Raw genomic sequence first — 16,162 nt, 5'->3', positions numbered from 1 at the left:
GGAGATAAAAAATGAATTCAATATTTTTTAATAAAATCGAGGACGCTAAATGTATAAAAATATATTTGCATGAAAAAATAGACGAAAAAGTTATTAACGATACTTTAATCAAATTAGGATTAATTTCGCTTGAATTTGCTAATTCTAAAGGTTCTGAAAAATATTATTATTTTAAATTAGCGTATGAATTTGAACGAGGAAAAAAAATTACGAATAGCTCTATAAAATTAGATGCTGAAAATTCTTGCATATATATTGACGACACTCCTACTTATAGTGTTGATATTTTTGGAGAAATAGAGAAATTACTTTTATATAATAAAATAATAGATAGAGATGAAATATATACAAAATCTGGAAGTAGAATGAATAATCATGAGATACATGAGATTGATGTAAACGATATTATAAAAGAAATAGAATTTGGCAGCAGAGTGGAAAGTGCGTATAGAGGCAATGATGGATATACTACTTATAATGCAAAAGAAATTCTAACTAAACATTTTATAAAATTCATTATTGATAAATATAAAGAAGAACTTTCTTTAAGCAAAAATAATTCTAAAAATAAAATGAAAAAAGAAAAAGTTAAAGAATTAAATATTGAAAAATTAAATCCAATTATAAGAAAGTGCGAAGACAAAATAATCGAAATAAAAGATATTATTAAAGATTTTGATTATTCGGATAAAAAAACTTATGAAGAATTAACTTCAAAAGTAGAAAACGATTTAAAAGAATTAGAAAATATAAAAAATGTAAATAAGATTAATGAAATAATAGACGAAATTAATAAAATTTATAGAAACGCTTATAATAAAAAAAATAATGTTTCTTCGCTTTCGTATATTATGGAAACTGACGAAAATATTGATTTGATAAAGAAAATTGATATTGAAAATTTAGAATAATTTATTTTTAAGATAAAAAGGAGAGAAAATGAAAGAGCAAAGAATAAATATTACAATTAACGAAGACGGAAGTTTAGATTTGAAAACTGACGGAATCAAAGGCGAGGCTTGTTTGTCGGAAGTCGAGGAGATTTTAGACGAGCTTGCCGATATAAAAGAAGTTAAGAAAACTGACGAGTATTATCAAAAAGTTAATGTTAGTCAAAAAAATATTAATATTCAAAAATAGCCATAGGCACGCCTGTGGCGAGGAGAAAAAATGAGTTGTTTAGTAAAAACCACAACGCCTTTTATAAGCCAAGAAATACTTTTAGAGGCTTTGGAAAAATGCGGATATAATTACGAAATTAAAAACGATAAAATTTATATTCCATCATTGCATAAATATAGAAACACATATTTTAAATTTGTAAACGGAAAATATATTTTAAACCATGACAGTTGGAATAACGATATTTCTTCTTTTCTTATAAAAGTTGAAAAATCTTATAATAATGTTTATGAGATAAAACTTAAAGAAGAAGCGGAAAGACTCGAAAGAGAGAGACTTGCATATATAGAATCTCAAAAAAAAGCGATAATGGAAAAAGCTAAAGCTAAAGGTTATAGAGTTATGGAAACGAAAAAAGATAATAAAATTCAACTTACTTTAGTTAGAGAAGTTAGATAAAAAATTAAGATAAAAATAAATGCGTTTAGCTCATATTAATAATAATTCGAGTATTTACGGTTTCGGAAATTCATTTGCAATTTGGATGCAAGGTTGCAGTTTGAAATGTAAAGGCTGCTGGAATAAATCGATGCATGATTTTGAAGGCGGCTTTTATATAAAAACTGAAGATTTAATAATTCAAATAAAAGAGTCGATTGAAAAGAATAATATAAAATGCGTTACGATACTTGGAGGCGAACCTTTAGAACAACTTGACGAATTATTGGAATTAATGAAACTTATAAAAAAACTTGATATTGGAATAATACTTTACACAGGATACGAAAAAGAGGAAATTATATCGAGCGGAAAAACTGAAATTTTTGATTACGCGGATTTGCTAATCTCTGGGCGATATATCGAAGAGAGACGAAATATAAATAATCATTTGTTCGGTTCTGATAATCAAGTTATGGATTTTCTAACCGATAGATATAAAAACGAAGAGATAATTAACGGAACTTATGTGGAAATCGATATTGACGAAAACGGAAAAATCGATATGTATGGCTATCCCGATGATTTTTTTGATATTATAAAGTAGTTTATATAATTAAAATTTAATAGAATTATAGAATAAATAAATATATTTTAAGAAAGTATTTATTTTATATATTTTTAATTAATACTTTTGACAAATAAAAATATTCTGTTATAATATTCTTATGAAAAATAAACCATTTAATTCGCTTAACGATTATTTTGTTCGTTATTTCTTTACTGACAAAGGCGGAGAGAAAGTTTTACTCGATTTTATAAACGCTGTTATGATTAGCGCAAATATGAAGACATTTAAATCGGTTGAAATTCTTAATCCGTTTAATTTGAAAAAACATTATAACGATAAAGAAACTATTGTCGATGTGAAATGCATTACGAAAAATGGGACAGTTGTAATTATCGAAGTTCAATTATCGGGCAATTCAAGATTTCCCGAAAGAATACTTTATTATTGGGCTTCTAATTATAGCAAACTTTTAAAGAAAGGTGAGAGATACGAAGATTTGACGCCTGTAATTAGTATTAATTTACTCAATTTTAATTTAGACAAGGTTAATAAAAATGTGCATAGCTGTTATATGATTTACGATACAAAAAGCGAGAGATTATTAACCGACCATTTGCAAATACATATAATAGAATTAAAGAAATTTAATTTTAAAAATAATAGTTTGTCAAAAGATTTAAATTATTGGTTAGGATTTTTTACCACAAAAGATATGGAGGCTTATATGTCAGATATAGTAAAAGAAAAACCTATAATGGAAGAGGCGCATAAAAGATATAATAATTTTATTAGAAGTCGATTAATGATGAGCGAATATGAGAAAAAAGAAATTTATCAATACGGAAATCAAATAATGCTTGAGGAAGAAAGACGAGAAGGGATAAAAGAAGGAATGGAAAAAGGAAAACTTGAAGGAATAAAAGAAAATAGTTACGCTATAGCTAAAAGTTTAAAAGCTTCTGGACTTGATAATAAGTTTATATCAGAACATACAGGATTAAGTATAAAAGAAATACGAAAACTGCTCCCAGACGGGGAAAAACTTTAATTTATATAATTAAAATTCTGGCGGAAATTTTTTCACTCTATTTATAAATAAAAACTCTATCAAACTTCTTGTGCGAGTTAATAAAAAGTAAGACCATAATTCTATTGAGCTTTGTCCCGCCGTGCGATTTTTTATTTCGGCTTCGGGAATTTTTATAATTTTTGTAATATTTGAGTTTAAATTAATTCTAATTTCCGCTTGATAATGTCCGTCAATTAAATAAAATTTTGGAAGCATATCATGAACTATACAATTTCTAATATTTTGAAGAGTTTTTGCTAAATTGTATTCGTTATTAGGAAGCATTTTATAATAACCGACAATTGAAATTAAAGTTCCGATATTGCATTGAGCCAAATCTTCAATATTCGTAATTTTATCGTAATAAGGTTTTCCGTTTTTTAATTTCTTTATCGATATAAAACCGTCTTCATTTATTTTCTCTTCCAAAAGAATCATAAGAGATTGCTCAAACATACTGCCCGCAAGAGTGCAACTCGCTTCAAAATAACCAAGATAATAATTTTGATGAACTTGATAAAGAAGTTTTATCATATGTTCCATTCTATCGCTATTTATAAGTCCGACATGCATTCTTTTATATTGCAAAGCCTTTCTTCTAATTTCCGCTTTTTCCAAAAATTCATCGTTATATCTTTCTTTTAAAGTAAGTTTAGGTTTTTTTATATTATCCATTTTTAGCCTCGCCAATTATTATATTGTCTTCATATTTAATCGCTTTAACTTTAATAATATCTTTTTTTTCAATAATTTTTTCGCTTTTGAATTTTACTTTCAAATATTCTCCGCTCGTTCCTATATAATAATTATTTTCTAATTTTTTTTCCGCAATTACTTTTAATTCTCTATTTATAGCGTTTTTGTAAAAATCGTCCTTCATTTTATTATTTAATTCGTTTAATAATTTCGCTCTTTTTAATTTTGTTCTGTAGCCAACTTGATTTGACATTTTTGACGAAGGAGTATTTTCTCTATTAGAATATCGAAATATATGCATCTTTATAAATTTTGATTTTTCGCATAAATTATAAGTGTCTTTAAAATCGTTACTGTCTTCATTTGGAAAACCAACCATAATATCGGCGCTTATTCCAATATTTGAATTTGTTTTATATAATCTTTCTATTATATTCAAATAATTTCCTCTCGTATATCTTCTATTCATTAATTTCAAAATTTTATCGCTGCCCGATTGCAACGGAATATGCGCATGCGGACATAGAACTTCGGAATTTTTAAATAAACTTATAAGCTCGTCATTAAAGTAAATCGGCTCTATAGAAGAGAGTCTTATTCTTATTCCAAATTTTGAAGATATTTCAAGCATATTTTTAACTATTTGAATAAATTTTATTTCGTTATTATAATTATAAGAACCTAAATTTAATCCCGTTAAAACTATTTCTTTATAACCGTATTCGTAAGCGATTTTTATTGCATCGTAAATTTTTTTAGGCTCAACGCTTTTATGTTTTCCTCTAACTCTAGCCACTATGCAATAAGAACAAAAAACCTCGCAACCGTCTTGAATTTTTAAATACGCTCTGCTCTGCTCCTGCGGAAAGAATATCGGATTTTTAAATTCGCTCTCGTAATTTTTAGTCAAAGTATTAAATATTATTTGAGAAGCTTCTTCTTTTTTATCGTTTGGTATTATAGTTATATTTTCTTTATCAAATAAATTTTCTTTTTTTGAAACATAGCAACCTATTAAGAAAATTTTTTTTTGAGATATATTTTCAAGTTTGTCTAAATAATTTATAAGTTTTTTATCGCTATCGTTTGTAACTGTGCAAGTATTTATAGCTATAGCGTCCGCATTTTTTAATTCGGTAATATTCGCTCCCATATTTTTTAATTCAAATGAAATTTTTTCGCTTTCATATTGATTGAGCCTGCATCCAAAAGTATGTATATGTATATTCATTTTTTATTTTTCTTTTAATTTTAAAATTTATTTTTTATAATTAAAATATTATAAATCATTTTTAAGAATTATTATATATTAAAATTAACGCAAATTTTTTGTATAATCGTTATCGTTATTTTTTCGTATTTTATTTTTATAAAATTTCTTTATCGGCTTAAAAAATATATCGGTAATCCATCCGTTATCTGTTGGGAATACTCTCCTTCTTGAAATAAAAAGAATGCATTTGCCAACCCATAAAACTTTATCGCTTTCATTACAAACATCGTTAGAATATTGAGCGTCATCTCCGTCTCCTATTTTAATTTTCCAACCTCCAGACTTTCTCGCTATTTCTGTTTTTGTAGCTATTCCCGTAGTATGCGCTCGGTTAGGAACTCTCCAAACGCTTATCAATCTTTTTTGTTTTTTCATCATATTAAACCATCTTAAAATCCAAGGAACGAATTGAACGGGAAATCTTTTCATCATAAATCTTGGACAATGTTTTATAAAATAAACATAGCTTTTAGAATATTTTTCGGGAAGAATATCGTAAAAAGCTTCAAGAACGGCGTAAGTTTTGCATAAAGTCGTATCGGCTTTATTATTTATAATCGGTTTAACCATATTTTCTATAAAATTTTCTGATATTGCAGTATCGGCATCAAAAAATATTATAACTTTTCCTGTAGCTTCTTTAAGTCCCGTATTTCTCATATATTGAACATCTGATTTTTTATCGTTATGTAAGAGTCGAATTACCCCCCCCCCGTATGAATTTTTCATATTGTTTTATAATATTCAAAGTTTCGTCTGTAGAAGAATCGTCTATAATAATTATTTCCATTTTCAAATCGGTTTTTTGATTATTAATTGAACCAAGTAGAATTGGTAAATATTTTTCTTCGTTGTAAGTCGTTATAACTAAACTAACATCGTAATTCATAAAAAATTTTCTCCGTTTAATTTTTTATAGATTGATTAATATAAATTTCGTATGCTTGAAATTACTATTTTATTTACCGTCATTACAGAGTAAACCCTGAAGTAATCGATAATATTTTTTATATAATATCATATTTTTTTATTTTTAGCACTTGATTAATTTTATAATTATGTTAATATAATTATGTTTATTAAAATTGATAATATACGATAATAATTATAAGTATTTTAATTTTTTATTTTTTCAATAATTAAAAATAAAAAGGGGTAAGCAATGGATTCTAAATATAGAATAGAATTAGCTGATAATTCAAAAATGAACTCAAATATAAATTCTTTTAATGTTTCTTTAGGCACTGTTATAAAAGTTATAGGAGTTGGAAACGGAGGATGCAATGCCGTTAATAGAATGATAGAAGAAAAACTTAACGGCGTAGATTTTGTGGCTATGAATACCGACAAACAGGCGCTTTCAAGGTCCAATGCAGAAACCAAAATAGTTTTAGGAGAAAGAGTGACGCAAGGATTGGGAGCGGGAACGGACCCAGAAAAAGGAGCTGAAGCCGCTAAAGAGGATGTTGCAAAAATTGAAGAGATAATTAACGGAGCGAATTTAGTTTTTATTGCAAGCAGTTTTGGAGGAGGCACGGGAACGGGAGCGAGTCCTGTAGTCGCGGAAATTGCAAAAAAATGCGGAGCTTTAACGATAGGCGTTGTCACTAAACCTTTTAAATACGAAGGAAAATTAAAAATGAATAGAGCCGAAGCGGGAATAGAAAAAATGTTTTCCGTTGTAGATTCTCTTATAATAATACCAAATGAAAATCTTTACGATATGGTTGACGCTGAAAATTACGGATACACGGAAGCGTTTTCAATTATAGACGATATATTAAGACAAGGCGTGCAAGGAATTTCCGATATAATTACTCAAACAGGTTTTGGAGTAAATGTAGATTTTGCCGATGTTCGCACTATGATAGCTTTATCTAACGGAAGAGCGCATTTAGGAATAGGAATAGGAAAAGGCGAAAATAGAATAGAAAAAGCAATATCAAACGCTTTTGAAAATCCTTTATTGGATGTTTCAAGTATAAAAAATTCGAGAGGCGTTTTGGCAAATATAGTAGCTCCAAAAGATTTTGGACTTAAAGAATACGGAGAAGCCGCTGAAAAAATAAATAGCTACGCTCATGAAGAAGCAAATATAAAAATAGGAACTTGTATAGACGAAAGTTTAAATGACGAGATAAGAGTGACGATTGTGGCTACGGGATTTGAAGATAATTCTAACGAAAATAAAAATACGGAAAATAAAGATTTAGAATCCGATAAAAACGATATTAAAGATAATAATATAAAAAATGATTTAAATACAAATAACATTATAGAAAATAACGAAAATAATAATTCAAACGAAACTATAATCGATAATTCTAAAGAAATTGATTTAAAAGATAAAGAAGAAAATATTAATAAAGTTTCTTTTGAAAGCGTAAATTTTGCAAATAAATTTAAAAATCAATCTCTTAATAATTATAATATTAATAATGCGGAAAATAATAATGAAGAAGAAGATTTTGATAAAGAAGAAGAATCGATTGAAAAATCGGAATATACGCCGTTTAATAAAAATATAGTTAATAATCAAATAAGCAAAAGCGCTAATTCTATAATCGACAGAAACGAAGAATTTTATTCTAGAACTATAGCTACCGAAGTTGCCGAAGCCGATATTGATATTAAAGAGAATGAAGTTAAAAAAGAAAAACCTATATTCGATATTATGTCGGATGAAGGAATGAAAATCCATAACGATTTGGGAGCTAAAAGTTATATATTCGGAGCGGATACAAATTCGTCTGCAGATTATGACGAAGATACTCCCGCATATTTGAGAAGACAGATAGTAGCAAGAAATATAAGAAAATAAGGATTTAATTTTGAGATTAATATTAGTTTTTTTAATTTCTATTTGCATAAGTTTTGCATCTCTTGGACAAACTTCTAATAATAATTTTCAAAACGCTTTGAATTTTTATAATAACAGAAATTACGAAAATTCTATAGCGATTTTGGAAGCTATGAATATTAAGCCAAGCGATATAGAAGCTTATATTCTTTTAATAGATAATTATATTAAATTAAAAAATTATTCTATGGCGGAAACTCTGATTAAAGACGCTGAAAATTATCATTCAAAAGATTTTAGAATTCTTGAAAGAAAACTTAATGTTGAGCTTTTAAATAATAGAAACTCCGAAGCAAGAAACACGATTAAATTGATAAAAGCGTTAGACAGTAAAAATTATTTTGCAAATTACGGCGAAGGAGTATTAAACGAAAGAATTGGCTATTATAAAACCGCAATGACTTTATACGAAAGAGCTATTATTATAGATAAAAGCAGAGCGGAAGCGCCCGTTTCATTGGCATATTTGCAACTTGCAAACGGAAATAGCAATTACGCTTTTAATTTGTTAAATAATAATATAAATAATAATCCAAGAATGGCGGAATCCTACTATCATTTGGCTAATTATTATTATTTGAATAAAAATTATAATAACGCTTTAAGCGAGATTAGTAACGCATTTTATTATTATACAAATTATAACGAAGCTAAAATACTTCAAGCGAGCATATTTTTATCTATGAAGAGATATAACGAATCTATAGGAATTTTGGAATATATTCCCGATTCTGAATTTAAAAATAATAGCAAATATTATTATATTGGCAATGTTTATGAAGAAGCTAAAAATTATCCAAACGCTAAAAATTCTTATATAAATTATTTAAGAGTTAAACCCGAAGACGAACTTGGAAGGCTTGCTTATGAAAGAGTTTTACTTAATACGAATCCTAAACCCGATTATGAAAGAAATAGAGCGGCTTTATATTATGGAAATATGGCATCTTATTATACAAGACTTGCCGATAATGTGAGAGCGCAGGCATATTTAAAACATATGTTAAAATTAAATCCTGCAAATACTTACGCGAGATTGATGCTTTCAGATGTTTATAGAAGAATGGGATTAGAAGAGAGAGCTTTAGAAGAATTGGAAATTGCTAAAAATGTTAATCCAAATGATAAATCAATCGTTTATAAATATGATAGCTATAAAAGAAAATTAGATAAAAATATTCCGTCAAAAAGTTGGGGAATAGAAAATCAATATAATTTGGAAAAATCGGGCTATACTATCGCTATAACCGACACAATAAACGCTCAAAAAGATAGTCCAATGTTTTTTAATACGGCATTATATCAAACTTTATCTTATGTTTTGCCTCAATATGGAAAATTTAAAGTTTTGGATATTCATACAAATTATTATTCTGAAAGAGATTTATATTTAGAATTAAACTCAAGAAAAGTAGATTATTATTTAAGAGGCTCTACTTTTGAAAATAATATAGATAATTTTACCGTTATGCTCGATTTAGTCGATGTAAAAAACGAAAGAGTTGTTACTAACTTTACTATTACAACTAAAGGCAAAGATAGAATAATGAACGCTGCTGTTATGACGGGAAAAGTTATAGATAATGCTATTCCTTTTTACTGCAAAGTTATTAAGATTCATAACGATAATATTTATATAAATGCGGGGAAATTGCAAGGCTTAACAAATAATATGAATTTGATTATTTATAATACTTCTTCGGCTTCTGTAGATTTGTCAAATAGAAATGCCGATATGTCAATAGGAATGGTAAAAATTATAACCGCGGATGAAAATGTTTCTTTAACAAAACTTATTGACGGAAGAGTTTTAAGCAAAGTTAATATTAATCAAATAGTTATTCCTTATATTACAAATACCGCAGCTAATTCTATTCAGGCTCAAAATTAATTATGAAAAATGTTATAGGAATATTCGGACTTATTTGTTCGGGCAAAAGTTCTTTTTCAAAATTGCTTGCAAAAGAATTGAACGCTTTATACATTGACGCCGATATTATAGGACATGAAGCCTTAAACGATAAAATCAAAAAAGAAGAATTAATAAAAGAGTTTTCAAGCGATATACTTGACAATAACGGAAATATAGACAGAAAAAAACTAGGTAAAATAGTTTTTGGAAATTCAAAGAAATTAAGAAAATTAGAAAGTATAAATTATCCTTATATAGAAGATAAAGTTTATAAATTAATAAATTCAACGGATAAGGATGTCATTATTGAAGCGGCGTTAATTATGAGAAGCGAAATATATAAAATGTGCGATAGTTTAATATATGTTAATTCAAAAACTTCGGATATTATAAAGAGAATGCAAAAGAGTAGAAATATATCCGAAAAAGAGGCAAGAAAAATTCTAAAAATGCAAATCGATGTAAAAAATAAGAAGTTCAATGCCGATATTATAATAAACAATATGAGAGATTATAATCATTTAATTATAGTCTCAAAAAAATTAGGAAGGCATTATGGAACTAAATCAAAATCAAAACAACACGATAGAAGAAGAAAAAGAATATTCTACTAATTCTATTTACGGAAAGAAAAAAACTTTATATATAGTTAATTTTACTCCTTTAAGATTATCTATATTTTCGGCTTGCAGTATTTTGCTAATATTATTTATTTTTATTTTGGGTTTTCATTTAGGTTCTTCAAAACCTAATAATTCAAATAGTGTGGCAAATAATGACAATGTTATTGATAATTCTTCACAAATACTTATGCGAACTGAAGAATTGGCAGGCAATAGAAATTTTGAAAATTCAAATAACGATATTTTAACTTTGTCGGAAAATACTCAAAACGATAGTTATAACGATTATAATAATTCTAGCATAATAAGAGAAAGTTTGTCTTCGGAAGATAGATATAACGAATATACTCAAAGTTTGGCTTCAGAGTTGGACGCTATAATAAAAGAAAAAGATAATTTATCTCCAAATGCTACTTATAATCCTCCTCAACAATTTGCAAGTATAAAGCCTACTACACAAGCTCCCGTTAGTTCAAGTTCTACAATTACGAAAAAACCTTATACTCCGACTTCTTCTGCGGATTCGGTTTATTTTATACAAGTCGCCGTAGGTTATGATAGAGATAATACTTATTCTGCAAGAGATAATTTGAAATCGAAATTCCCTAAAGCGTTTATAAAAGAAGAGGCTTCTTCGGATGGAAAAACTATGTATAAATTAAAAGTTGGAAGATACGATACGAGAGAAGATGCCCAAAAAGCGCTTGCGGAAATTAAGAAAATTCCTGCTTATAAGGATAGTTATATTTATTCAGACAAAAAAGTAAGTTGATTAAAAATTAATTAATAATATTATCGTATAAAAATAAAATGGCTTTGAGAATTAAATTGACTTAAAGCTATTTTTTATGAATAATGTTAAAATTTATTAAATAGAATATTGTTTGTTTTTTATTGTTTTGTCAATTAAAAAAGATTAATTTTTTAAATGTATATTGCTTAGTTTTCGGTTAATAATGATAATATTTTATCTCTTGCAATGACAATAAAAAAAATTAATTCTAAAATAAAAAAATTTGTTGACTATTTAAAAATAATTCTTATCTTAAGTATAGAAAATAAATAAAAAAATGTTTGGATAAAATCCAACAAGGAGACTTATTATGACTAACAAAAAAACTTTTAAATTCCAAATTTCAACTTTAGTTATTATCGCTTTAATAGCAATGTTATCTGTAGCTTGTAAAAATAAAGTGACGGCTGCCACTAATCTATCCACAGAAGCAGGAACGGAAGAAATTATAAACGGCGCTGAAAAAGAAGAAATTGTAGGCGGAGATATCGTTTATAATAATAAAGATTTTAAGGCAACGATTAAAAATTCTCAAATAGCAATCGAATCTAAAGACGCTTTCGGAGGACAAGGTCCTTTAGTAATTAAAGCTGAAGGTAAAAGCGAAATAAAAGCTAAAAATAGTAGCAAAGGATTTAATTTATTAATAGATGGAAAACCATTCCTTGCCACTGACGCGACGCCTAATTATGACGCTAATGGTAATTTATCTGCTATAGTATTTAGCGGATATGGACAAACGAAAGCGGTTAATTTTGCTAAATAATAATAAATAATAATTAAAAGTTGAATACTAATCATTATTGGGAGATTTTCTTTCAATAATGATTTTTTATTTTAAATAAGTTTATTTTTGTAATATAATTAAATTATAGTTTTCAATTAAGAATAAATAAAATATAGTCGGTTATAAGAGAAGACGAAATTTGTATAAATAATATGTCCGATTAATTCAATATTTATAAAATATAAAAAAGATTGCGTAAAGATAAAAAAAGATATTAATAAAAAAAATTTAATTGATTTAATATATTATGAGAAATTCTATTTTATAATTTAACTTCATTAAAAAGTGGATTGCTTCACTTCGTTCGCAATGACAAATTGGTAAAATTGCAATGACGAAGTAAAAAAAGTTTTGACTTTTTAAAAATATTTCTTATCTTATAAATATAAGGTTAATAAAGTCTTATAAAATAATATTTAAAGTCGAGGATGAAAACCTTGATGAGGAGATTCTTATGTTTAAGTCAAAATTATTGTGGAGAATGGCTGTTATAATTTTAGTAGTTGCATTCTCTGCGGCAACGATTGTCTCTTGTGGTGGCGATACCCCAACTCAATCGACTTCTTTATCTACTTCTAGTGGTGGCGGAACTACTGGCGGTGGAACAGGCTCTGGTGGCGGAACTACTGGCGGCGGAACAGGTTCAATCACTCTTCCAGAAGAAGCTGGCTCAAAATATACGGTTGATGTTCCTTTTGCAAGTTCTCAAAAAGTTGAAGTAGACTACAGAGATAGCGCAAAACTAAATCAATTATGGCTTGACCAAATTAACAGAAAAGCCGCTAATGACGGTAAAGTTTTCGCAATTAGAAATGGTAGAAATTATCATGCACCTAGTGAATTCCAAAAAAGCAAGCCAGCAACTGGTGAAAAATCAAATCTACAAGATTACTACTATTTTGATTCTAAAGGCGATATTTACTATAAACCAGATAACAGATTAATCAAACAATTTGCAGGAGCGGTTATAGTAGATTATGTAAATTGCACCGCAAAAAGATATGGATGGCAAGATAGCGTAACGCATGAATACGCTCATACGGGACAATGGACAGTTGGAGCAATTTATAAAATGGCTATAGGCGGAGATGAAGCCGAAAGAATATATGGAAAGGGCGGAAGCGCTAAAAACGCGGTTCATACATTTATAGAAGCTAATTTGACTTTATCTCACTTCTGGAATGGCATTTATAGTGAACATATATACTTTCAGAGATATTTCGAAAAAGGTTATTTAGAAGTTTTGGTTATGAATCCACAGGCTAATGAAGGTTTAAATGGTAGCGCAGGCGTTGATTCTTACTATTGGTGGTGGGTTGAAAGAGACCAAGATAACAGATTGCAAAAAATGCAAGATGCTAGTTTATATATAGGTAAAAAACCTCAAGAATTAGTTAAAACATTTACAAGATATGTAAAATTCACAGATTCTTGGAATACGCCTTGGTGGAATTACATGTTTATACCAGGACATGCTAATTGATTTGAGAATATAATTTTAAGGGGTTTATCCGAAAGGGTAAGCCCCTGCGCTTTTTTAAACTTTTTTAATTTTAAATAAACAAAAAATTTATTCAAAATTTTCTTTATTTATATTTAAATCTTCTATAGCTTTATGCAATTCATTTTTAAGCGCTTTTTTATTTATATCATTTTTAATTTCGTCTCTATACATTTTTTTATTTAAAAATAAAGATTTGGCTTGCATTTTTCCCATTTTAAAAATAGGTTTTAATATTTTAATCGTATCTTTATAGCCTTCTTCAAGTCTAATTTTAGCTCCTTTAAGCGAAAAATCCATAGCACCCGTTCTAAAATCTCCCAAATTTTTACTCGGTATAATTTCGTAAACTTTGCATTTATCGTTTTTTTCTATAACGGTTTCTTTATACATGCTTATCGCTATTATTTGAGTGCATCCTTCATCATATAAAGGTTTTAACGGCAAATTGTCTCCGTTTAAAATTTCAACTCCGCCATCGACATAATTTATTCCTTCTATTTTTTGTCTTCCAAATATAATTGGAATCGCGCTGCTCGCCATCATTATCTCTTTTATTTCAGAATGGCTTTTTCCGTTTAACTTAAAATAAACTACATCGATAGTTTTTAAATTAACCGCTGCCGCATAAATCGGAAATTTACAATTTGATATTATATCCAAATCCAAATATTTATCCATTATTTCAAGAAGCCCTTCTCTAGTAAAAATTCCATTTGAAGATATAGAATTATTTTTCATGCTCATTTTTTTCTTTGAGAGAATATTATTTTCAATTTCATTTTTCCAAATATATTCCGCTATATCGTAATCGTTTTGAGCGATTAAGCAAGCGTTAAGAATTCCAACCGAAGTTCCCGATAATGCGTTTATTCTTTTATCTATTTCGTATTCTCTTAATGCTTTCCAAACTCCAATTTGATAGCTTCCAAGTCCGCCTCCTCCAGCAAGCGATAAGCCGAATTTTGACATAAAATCTCCAAATCAAATTTTATTTAAATATAAAGCCCAAAAATCGTTTATAAACTCCAAATATTCTTTTTTATCTTTATTAGTTTCTTTAATAATTTTTTTATCGATTTTTTCTTTATATTTTTTTATTTTATTACACTGTTCTTTTAATTTATTTTTTAATCTGTTTATATCTTTATTATTTGAATGAATATCAAAATATTTATTTAAATATTTAAAAGCGTTATCGTAATCTTCTCTTATCAAATATATTTTTGCAATATCTTTATAATAAGTCGCTTTATTATTATTTTTCATTTCGCTTATAAGAAGTTTATAAATGCTTTCCGTTTTTATATTATGCGCTTCAATATTCTTTTTTTCTTTTGTTAAAATATTATTCGATTCAATAATAGCTTTTATATATTGTTTTGAAGAATAATATTTATGCATAAGTTTTTCTCTTTCTTCTAAACTTATATTTTCAATAGAATTATTATTTTCATTTGAAAGCATTTTTAATTCGTTTATTATCATTATTATTAATTCGTAATTATTAATTTCAAAATTATAATCGAAGTTTGAAATATTTATTCCGTATTCGTTTATTAAATTTATTTTTATATCGTCTATATTATGATTAATATTTTTAAGCGAAGATAATATATAATTTTCTTCATTATTTAATTTTTTTATTTTATTTGCTCCGCTCAATATTGGAATAATATATTCTGAAATATTATAATTATAATTTTCATTAAAAAATAATTTATCTATAAACTCGTGCTTTTCTATTAGTTTTGAATATATATCTATAATTCTAACGCTTTTATTTATATCGATATTGAAATCTAAAAGTATAGATTTTATAATATAAATATTTTCTTTTAATAAATCGGACAAATTTGAGTTGTAAGTTTCTAAAAATAAATCCGCGCTTAAACATATTATTTTTTCTATTTCGTCCATATCCGAATATTTTATATTATTAAATTCAAGCAATTTTGCTTTCGCTTTAAACTCTAGTAAATTAACTTTCTTTTCTATAGAATCGATTCTTTTAGATTCTTCGTTAATTTTATTTAAAATATAATTAAAAGATTCTCTTATATTTTTGCATATAGTTATAATCTCTTCTTCCAAATCTTTTTCGATATTATTAAGTTTATTATTTAAATAAATCAAGCCTTCGTAAGTTATTTTATTCTGCCCCGCCAAATATTCTATCATTCTAACGGACGCATTTTTTACAATCGCATAATTATAATCAATCTCGCCTCTTATTTTTTTATTTTGTCCCGTTATCGAATATAGAAGATTTTTAAAAAAACCTTGTTCGGCTATAAAGTCGGTTCTCGATTTTCCCGCGTTTAAAGATGTTATGGCTTCTATTATAAGCTCGGTTAATTTTGAAGAATTATTTTCATACTCTTTTATATTATTTATTATAAATTTTCGTATTATATTTTTATCTTCGGTTTTTATTTCATTTTCGTATGGAATAGTTAAATTAAAATTCATTATTTCTCCGAATATAAACTGAAAGATATTATACTATTTATTCTA

The 16,162-nt window shown here is 27.0% G+C and carries 17 protein-coding genes; 11 read left to right on the top strand and 6 right to left on the bottom strand.

What is annotated here, in order from left to right; all coding sequences use genetic code 11:
• Positions 1–11 precede the first annotated feature (11 nt).
• The 5 genes from EPJ79_RS11175 (at position 12) to EPJ79_RS11155 (ending at position 3,179) form a co-directional block, all read left to right on the top strand.
• Entirely contained in the window at positions 12–911 is a 900-nt protein-coding gene (locus EPJ79_RS11175; protein WP_147739546.1) for a hypothetical protein, read from the top strand.
• Between the two features lie 28 nt (positions 912–939).
• Positions 940–1,140, top strand: a complete 201-nt coding sequence (locus tag EPJ79_RS11170; RefSeq protein ID WP_147545609.1) for a DUF2997 domain-containing protein — start codon at positions 940–942, stop codon at positions 1,138–1,140.
• 30 nt (positions 1,141–1,170) lie between these two features.
• Entirely contained in the window at positions 1,171–1,581 is a 411-nt protein-coding gene (locus tag EPJ79_RS11165) for a hypothetical protein (protein ID WP_147545612.1), read from the top strand.
• Between the two features lie 19 nt (positions 1,582–1,600).
• Positions 1,601–2,167, top strand: a complete 567-nt coding sequence (locus EPJ79_RS11160) for a 4Fe-4S single cluster domain-containing protein (protein ID WP_147739545.1) — start codon at positions 1,601–1,603, stop codon at positions 2,165–2,167.
• Between the two features lie 121 nt (positions 2,168–2,288).
• Positions 2,289–3,179, top strand: a complete 891-nt coding sequence (locus tag EPJ79_RS11155) for an Rpn family recombination-promoting nuclease/putative transposase (protein WP_147739544.1) — start codon at positions 2,289–2,291, stop codon at positions 3,177–3,179.
• A 9-nt stretch (positions 3,180–3,188) separates the two neighbouring features.
• On the opposite strand, the gene EPJ79_RS11150 is transcribed toward EPJ79_RS11155, so the two are convergent.
• The 4 genes from EPJ79_RS11150 to EPJ79_RS11935 all read right to left on the bottom strand — a co-directional run bounded on the left by EPJ79_RS11150 (position 3,189) and on the right by EPJ79_RS11935 (position 6,058).
• A complete protein-coding gene (locus EPJ79_RS11150; RefSeq protein WP_147527624.1) occupies positions 3,189–3,875 on the bottom strand; it encodes a hypothetical protein in 687 nt (228 codons plus the stop codon).
• Positions 3,868–5,127 (bottom strand): tRNA (N(6)-L-threonylcarbamoyladenosine(37)-C(2))-methylthiotransferase MtaB, encoded by a 1,260-nt coding sequence (gene mtaB, locus EPJ79_RS11145; protein ID WP_147739543.1) that lies wholly within the window; start codon positions 5,125–5,127, stop codon positions 3,868–3,870. The genes EPJ79_RS11150 and mtaB overlap by 8 nt, the downstream gene beginning before the upstream one ends.
• Positions 5,128–5,211: 84 nt before the next feature.
• Entirely contained in the window at positions 5,212–5,898 is a 687-nt protein-coding gene (locus EPJ79_RS11140; RefSeq protein WP_274596004.1) for a glycosyltransferase, read from the bottom strand.
• Entirely contained in the window at positions 5,855–6,058 is a 204-nt protein-coding gene (locus EPJ79_RS11935) for a glycosyltransferase family 2 protein (RefSeq protein ID WP_274596003.1), read from the bottom strand. The genes EPJ79_RS11140 and EPJ79_RS11935 overlap by 44 nt, the downstream gene beginning before the upstream one ends.
• Positions 6,059–6,331: 273 nt before the next feature.
• Between EPJ79_RS11935 and ftsZ the strand changes: the two genes are divergently transcribed.
• From ftsZ to EPJ79_RS11110, 6 genes are all read left to right on the top strand, one after another.
• On the top strand, positions 6,332–7,990 hold the full coding sequence (gene ftsZ / locus EPJ79_RS11135; protein WP_147739542.1) for a cell division protein FtsZ: 1,659 nt from the start codon (positions 6,332–6,334) through the stop codon (positions 7,988–7,990).
• A gap of 34 nt (positions 7,991–8,024) precedes the next feature.
• Positions 8,025–9,920 carry a tetratricopeptide repeat protein gene (locus EPJ79_RS11130; protein WP_147739644.1) on the top strand — a complete coding sequence of 632 codons (1,896 nt, stop codon included), beginning with the start codon at positions 8,025–8,027 and terminating at the stop codon, positions 9,918–9,920.
• A gap of 2 nt (positions 9,921–9,922) precedes the next feature.
• Positions 9,923–10,555 (top strand): dephospho-CoA kinase, encoded by a 633-nt coding sequence (gene coaE / locus EPJ79_RS11125; protein WP_147739541.1) that lies wholly within the window; start codon positions 9,923–9,925, stop codon positions 10,553–10,555.
• A complete protein-coding gene (locus tag EPJ79_RS11120) occupies positions 10,497–11,336 on the top strand; it encodes an SPOR domain-containing protein (protein WP_147739540.1) in 840 nt (279 codons plus the stop codon). Before coaE ends, EPJ79_RS11120 begins: the two co-directional genes overlap by 59 nt.
• A gap of 331 nt (positions 11,337–11,667) precedes the next feature.
• Complete coding sequence (locus EPJ79_RS11115) at positions 11,668–12,123, top strand: hypothetical protein (protein WP_147739539.1); 456 nt, start codon at positions 11,668–11,670, stop codon at positions 12,121–12,123.
• Between the two features lie 475 nt (positions 12,124–12,598).
• Positions 12,599–13,627, top strand: coding sequence for a hypothetical protein (locus EPJ79_RS11110; RefSeq protein ID WP_147739538.1), 1,029 nt, complete (start codon positions 12,599–12,601; stop codon positions 13,625–13,627).
• 87 nt (positions 13,628–13,714) lie between these two features.
• Here the strand turns inward: EPJ79_RS11110 and EPJ79_RS11105 are convergent, their stop codons facing one another.
• A complete protein-coding gene (locus tag EPJ79_RS11105; protein WP_147739537.1) occupies positions 13,715–14,617 on the bottom strand; it encodes a patatin-like phospholipase family protein in 903 nt (300 codons plus the stop codon).
• Positions 14,618–14,629: 12 nt separating this feature from the next.
• Positions 14,630–16,117 (bottom strand): hypothetical protein, encoded by a 1,488-nt coding sequence (locus tag EPJ79_RS11100; RefSeq protein ID WP_147739536.1) that lies wholly within the window; start codon positions 16,115–16,117, stop codon positions 14,630–14,632.
• Between the last annotated feature and the right edge of the window lie 45 nt (positions 16,118–16,162).

It is taken from the genome of Brachyspira aalborgi, from assembly GCF_008016455.1.
GTDB lineage: Bacteria > Spirochaetota > Brachyspiria > Brachyspirales > Brachyspiraceae > Brachyspira > Brachyspira aalborgi.
The sequence above is the reverse complement of the archived record's forward strand: the minus strand, read 5'-3'. Positions and strand labels throughout refer to the sequence as shown.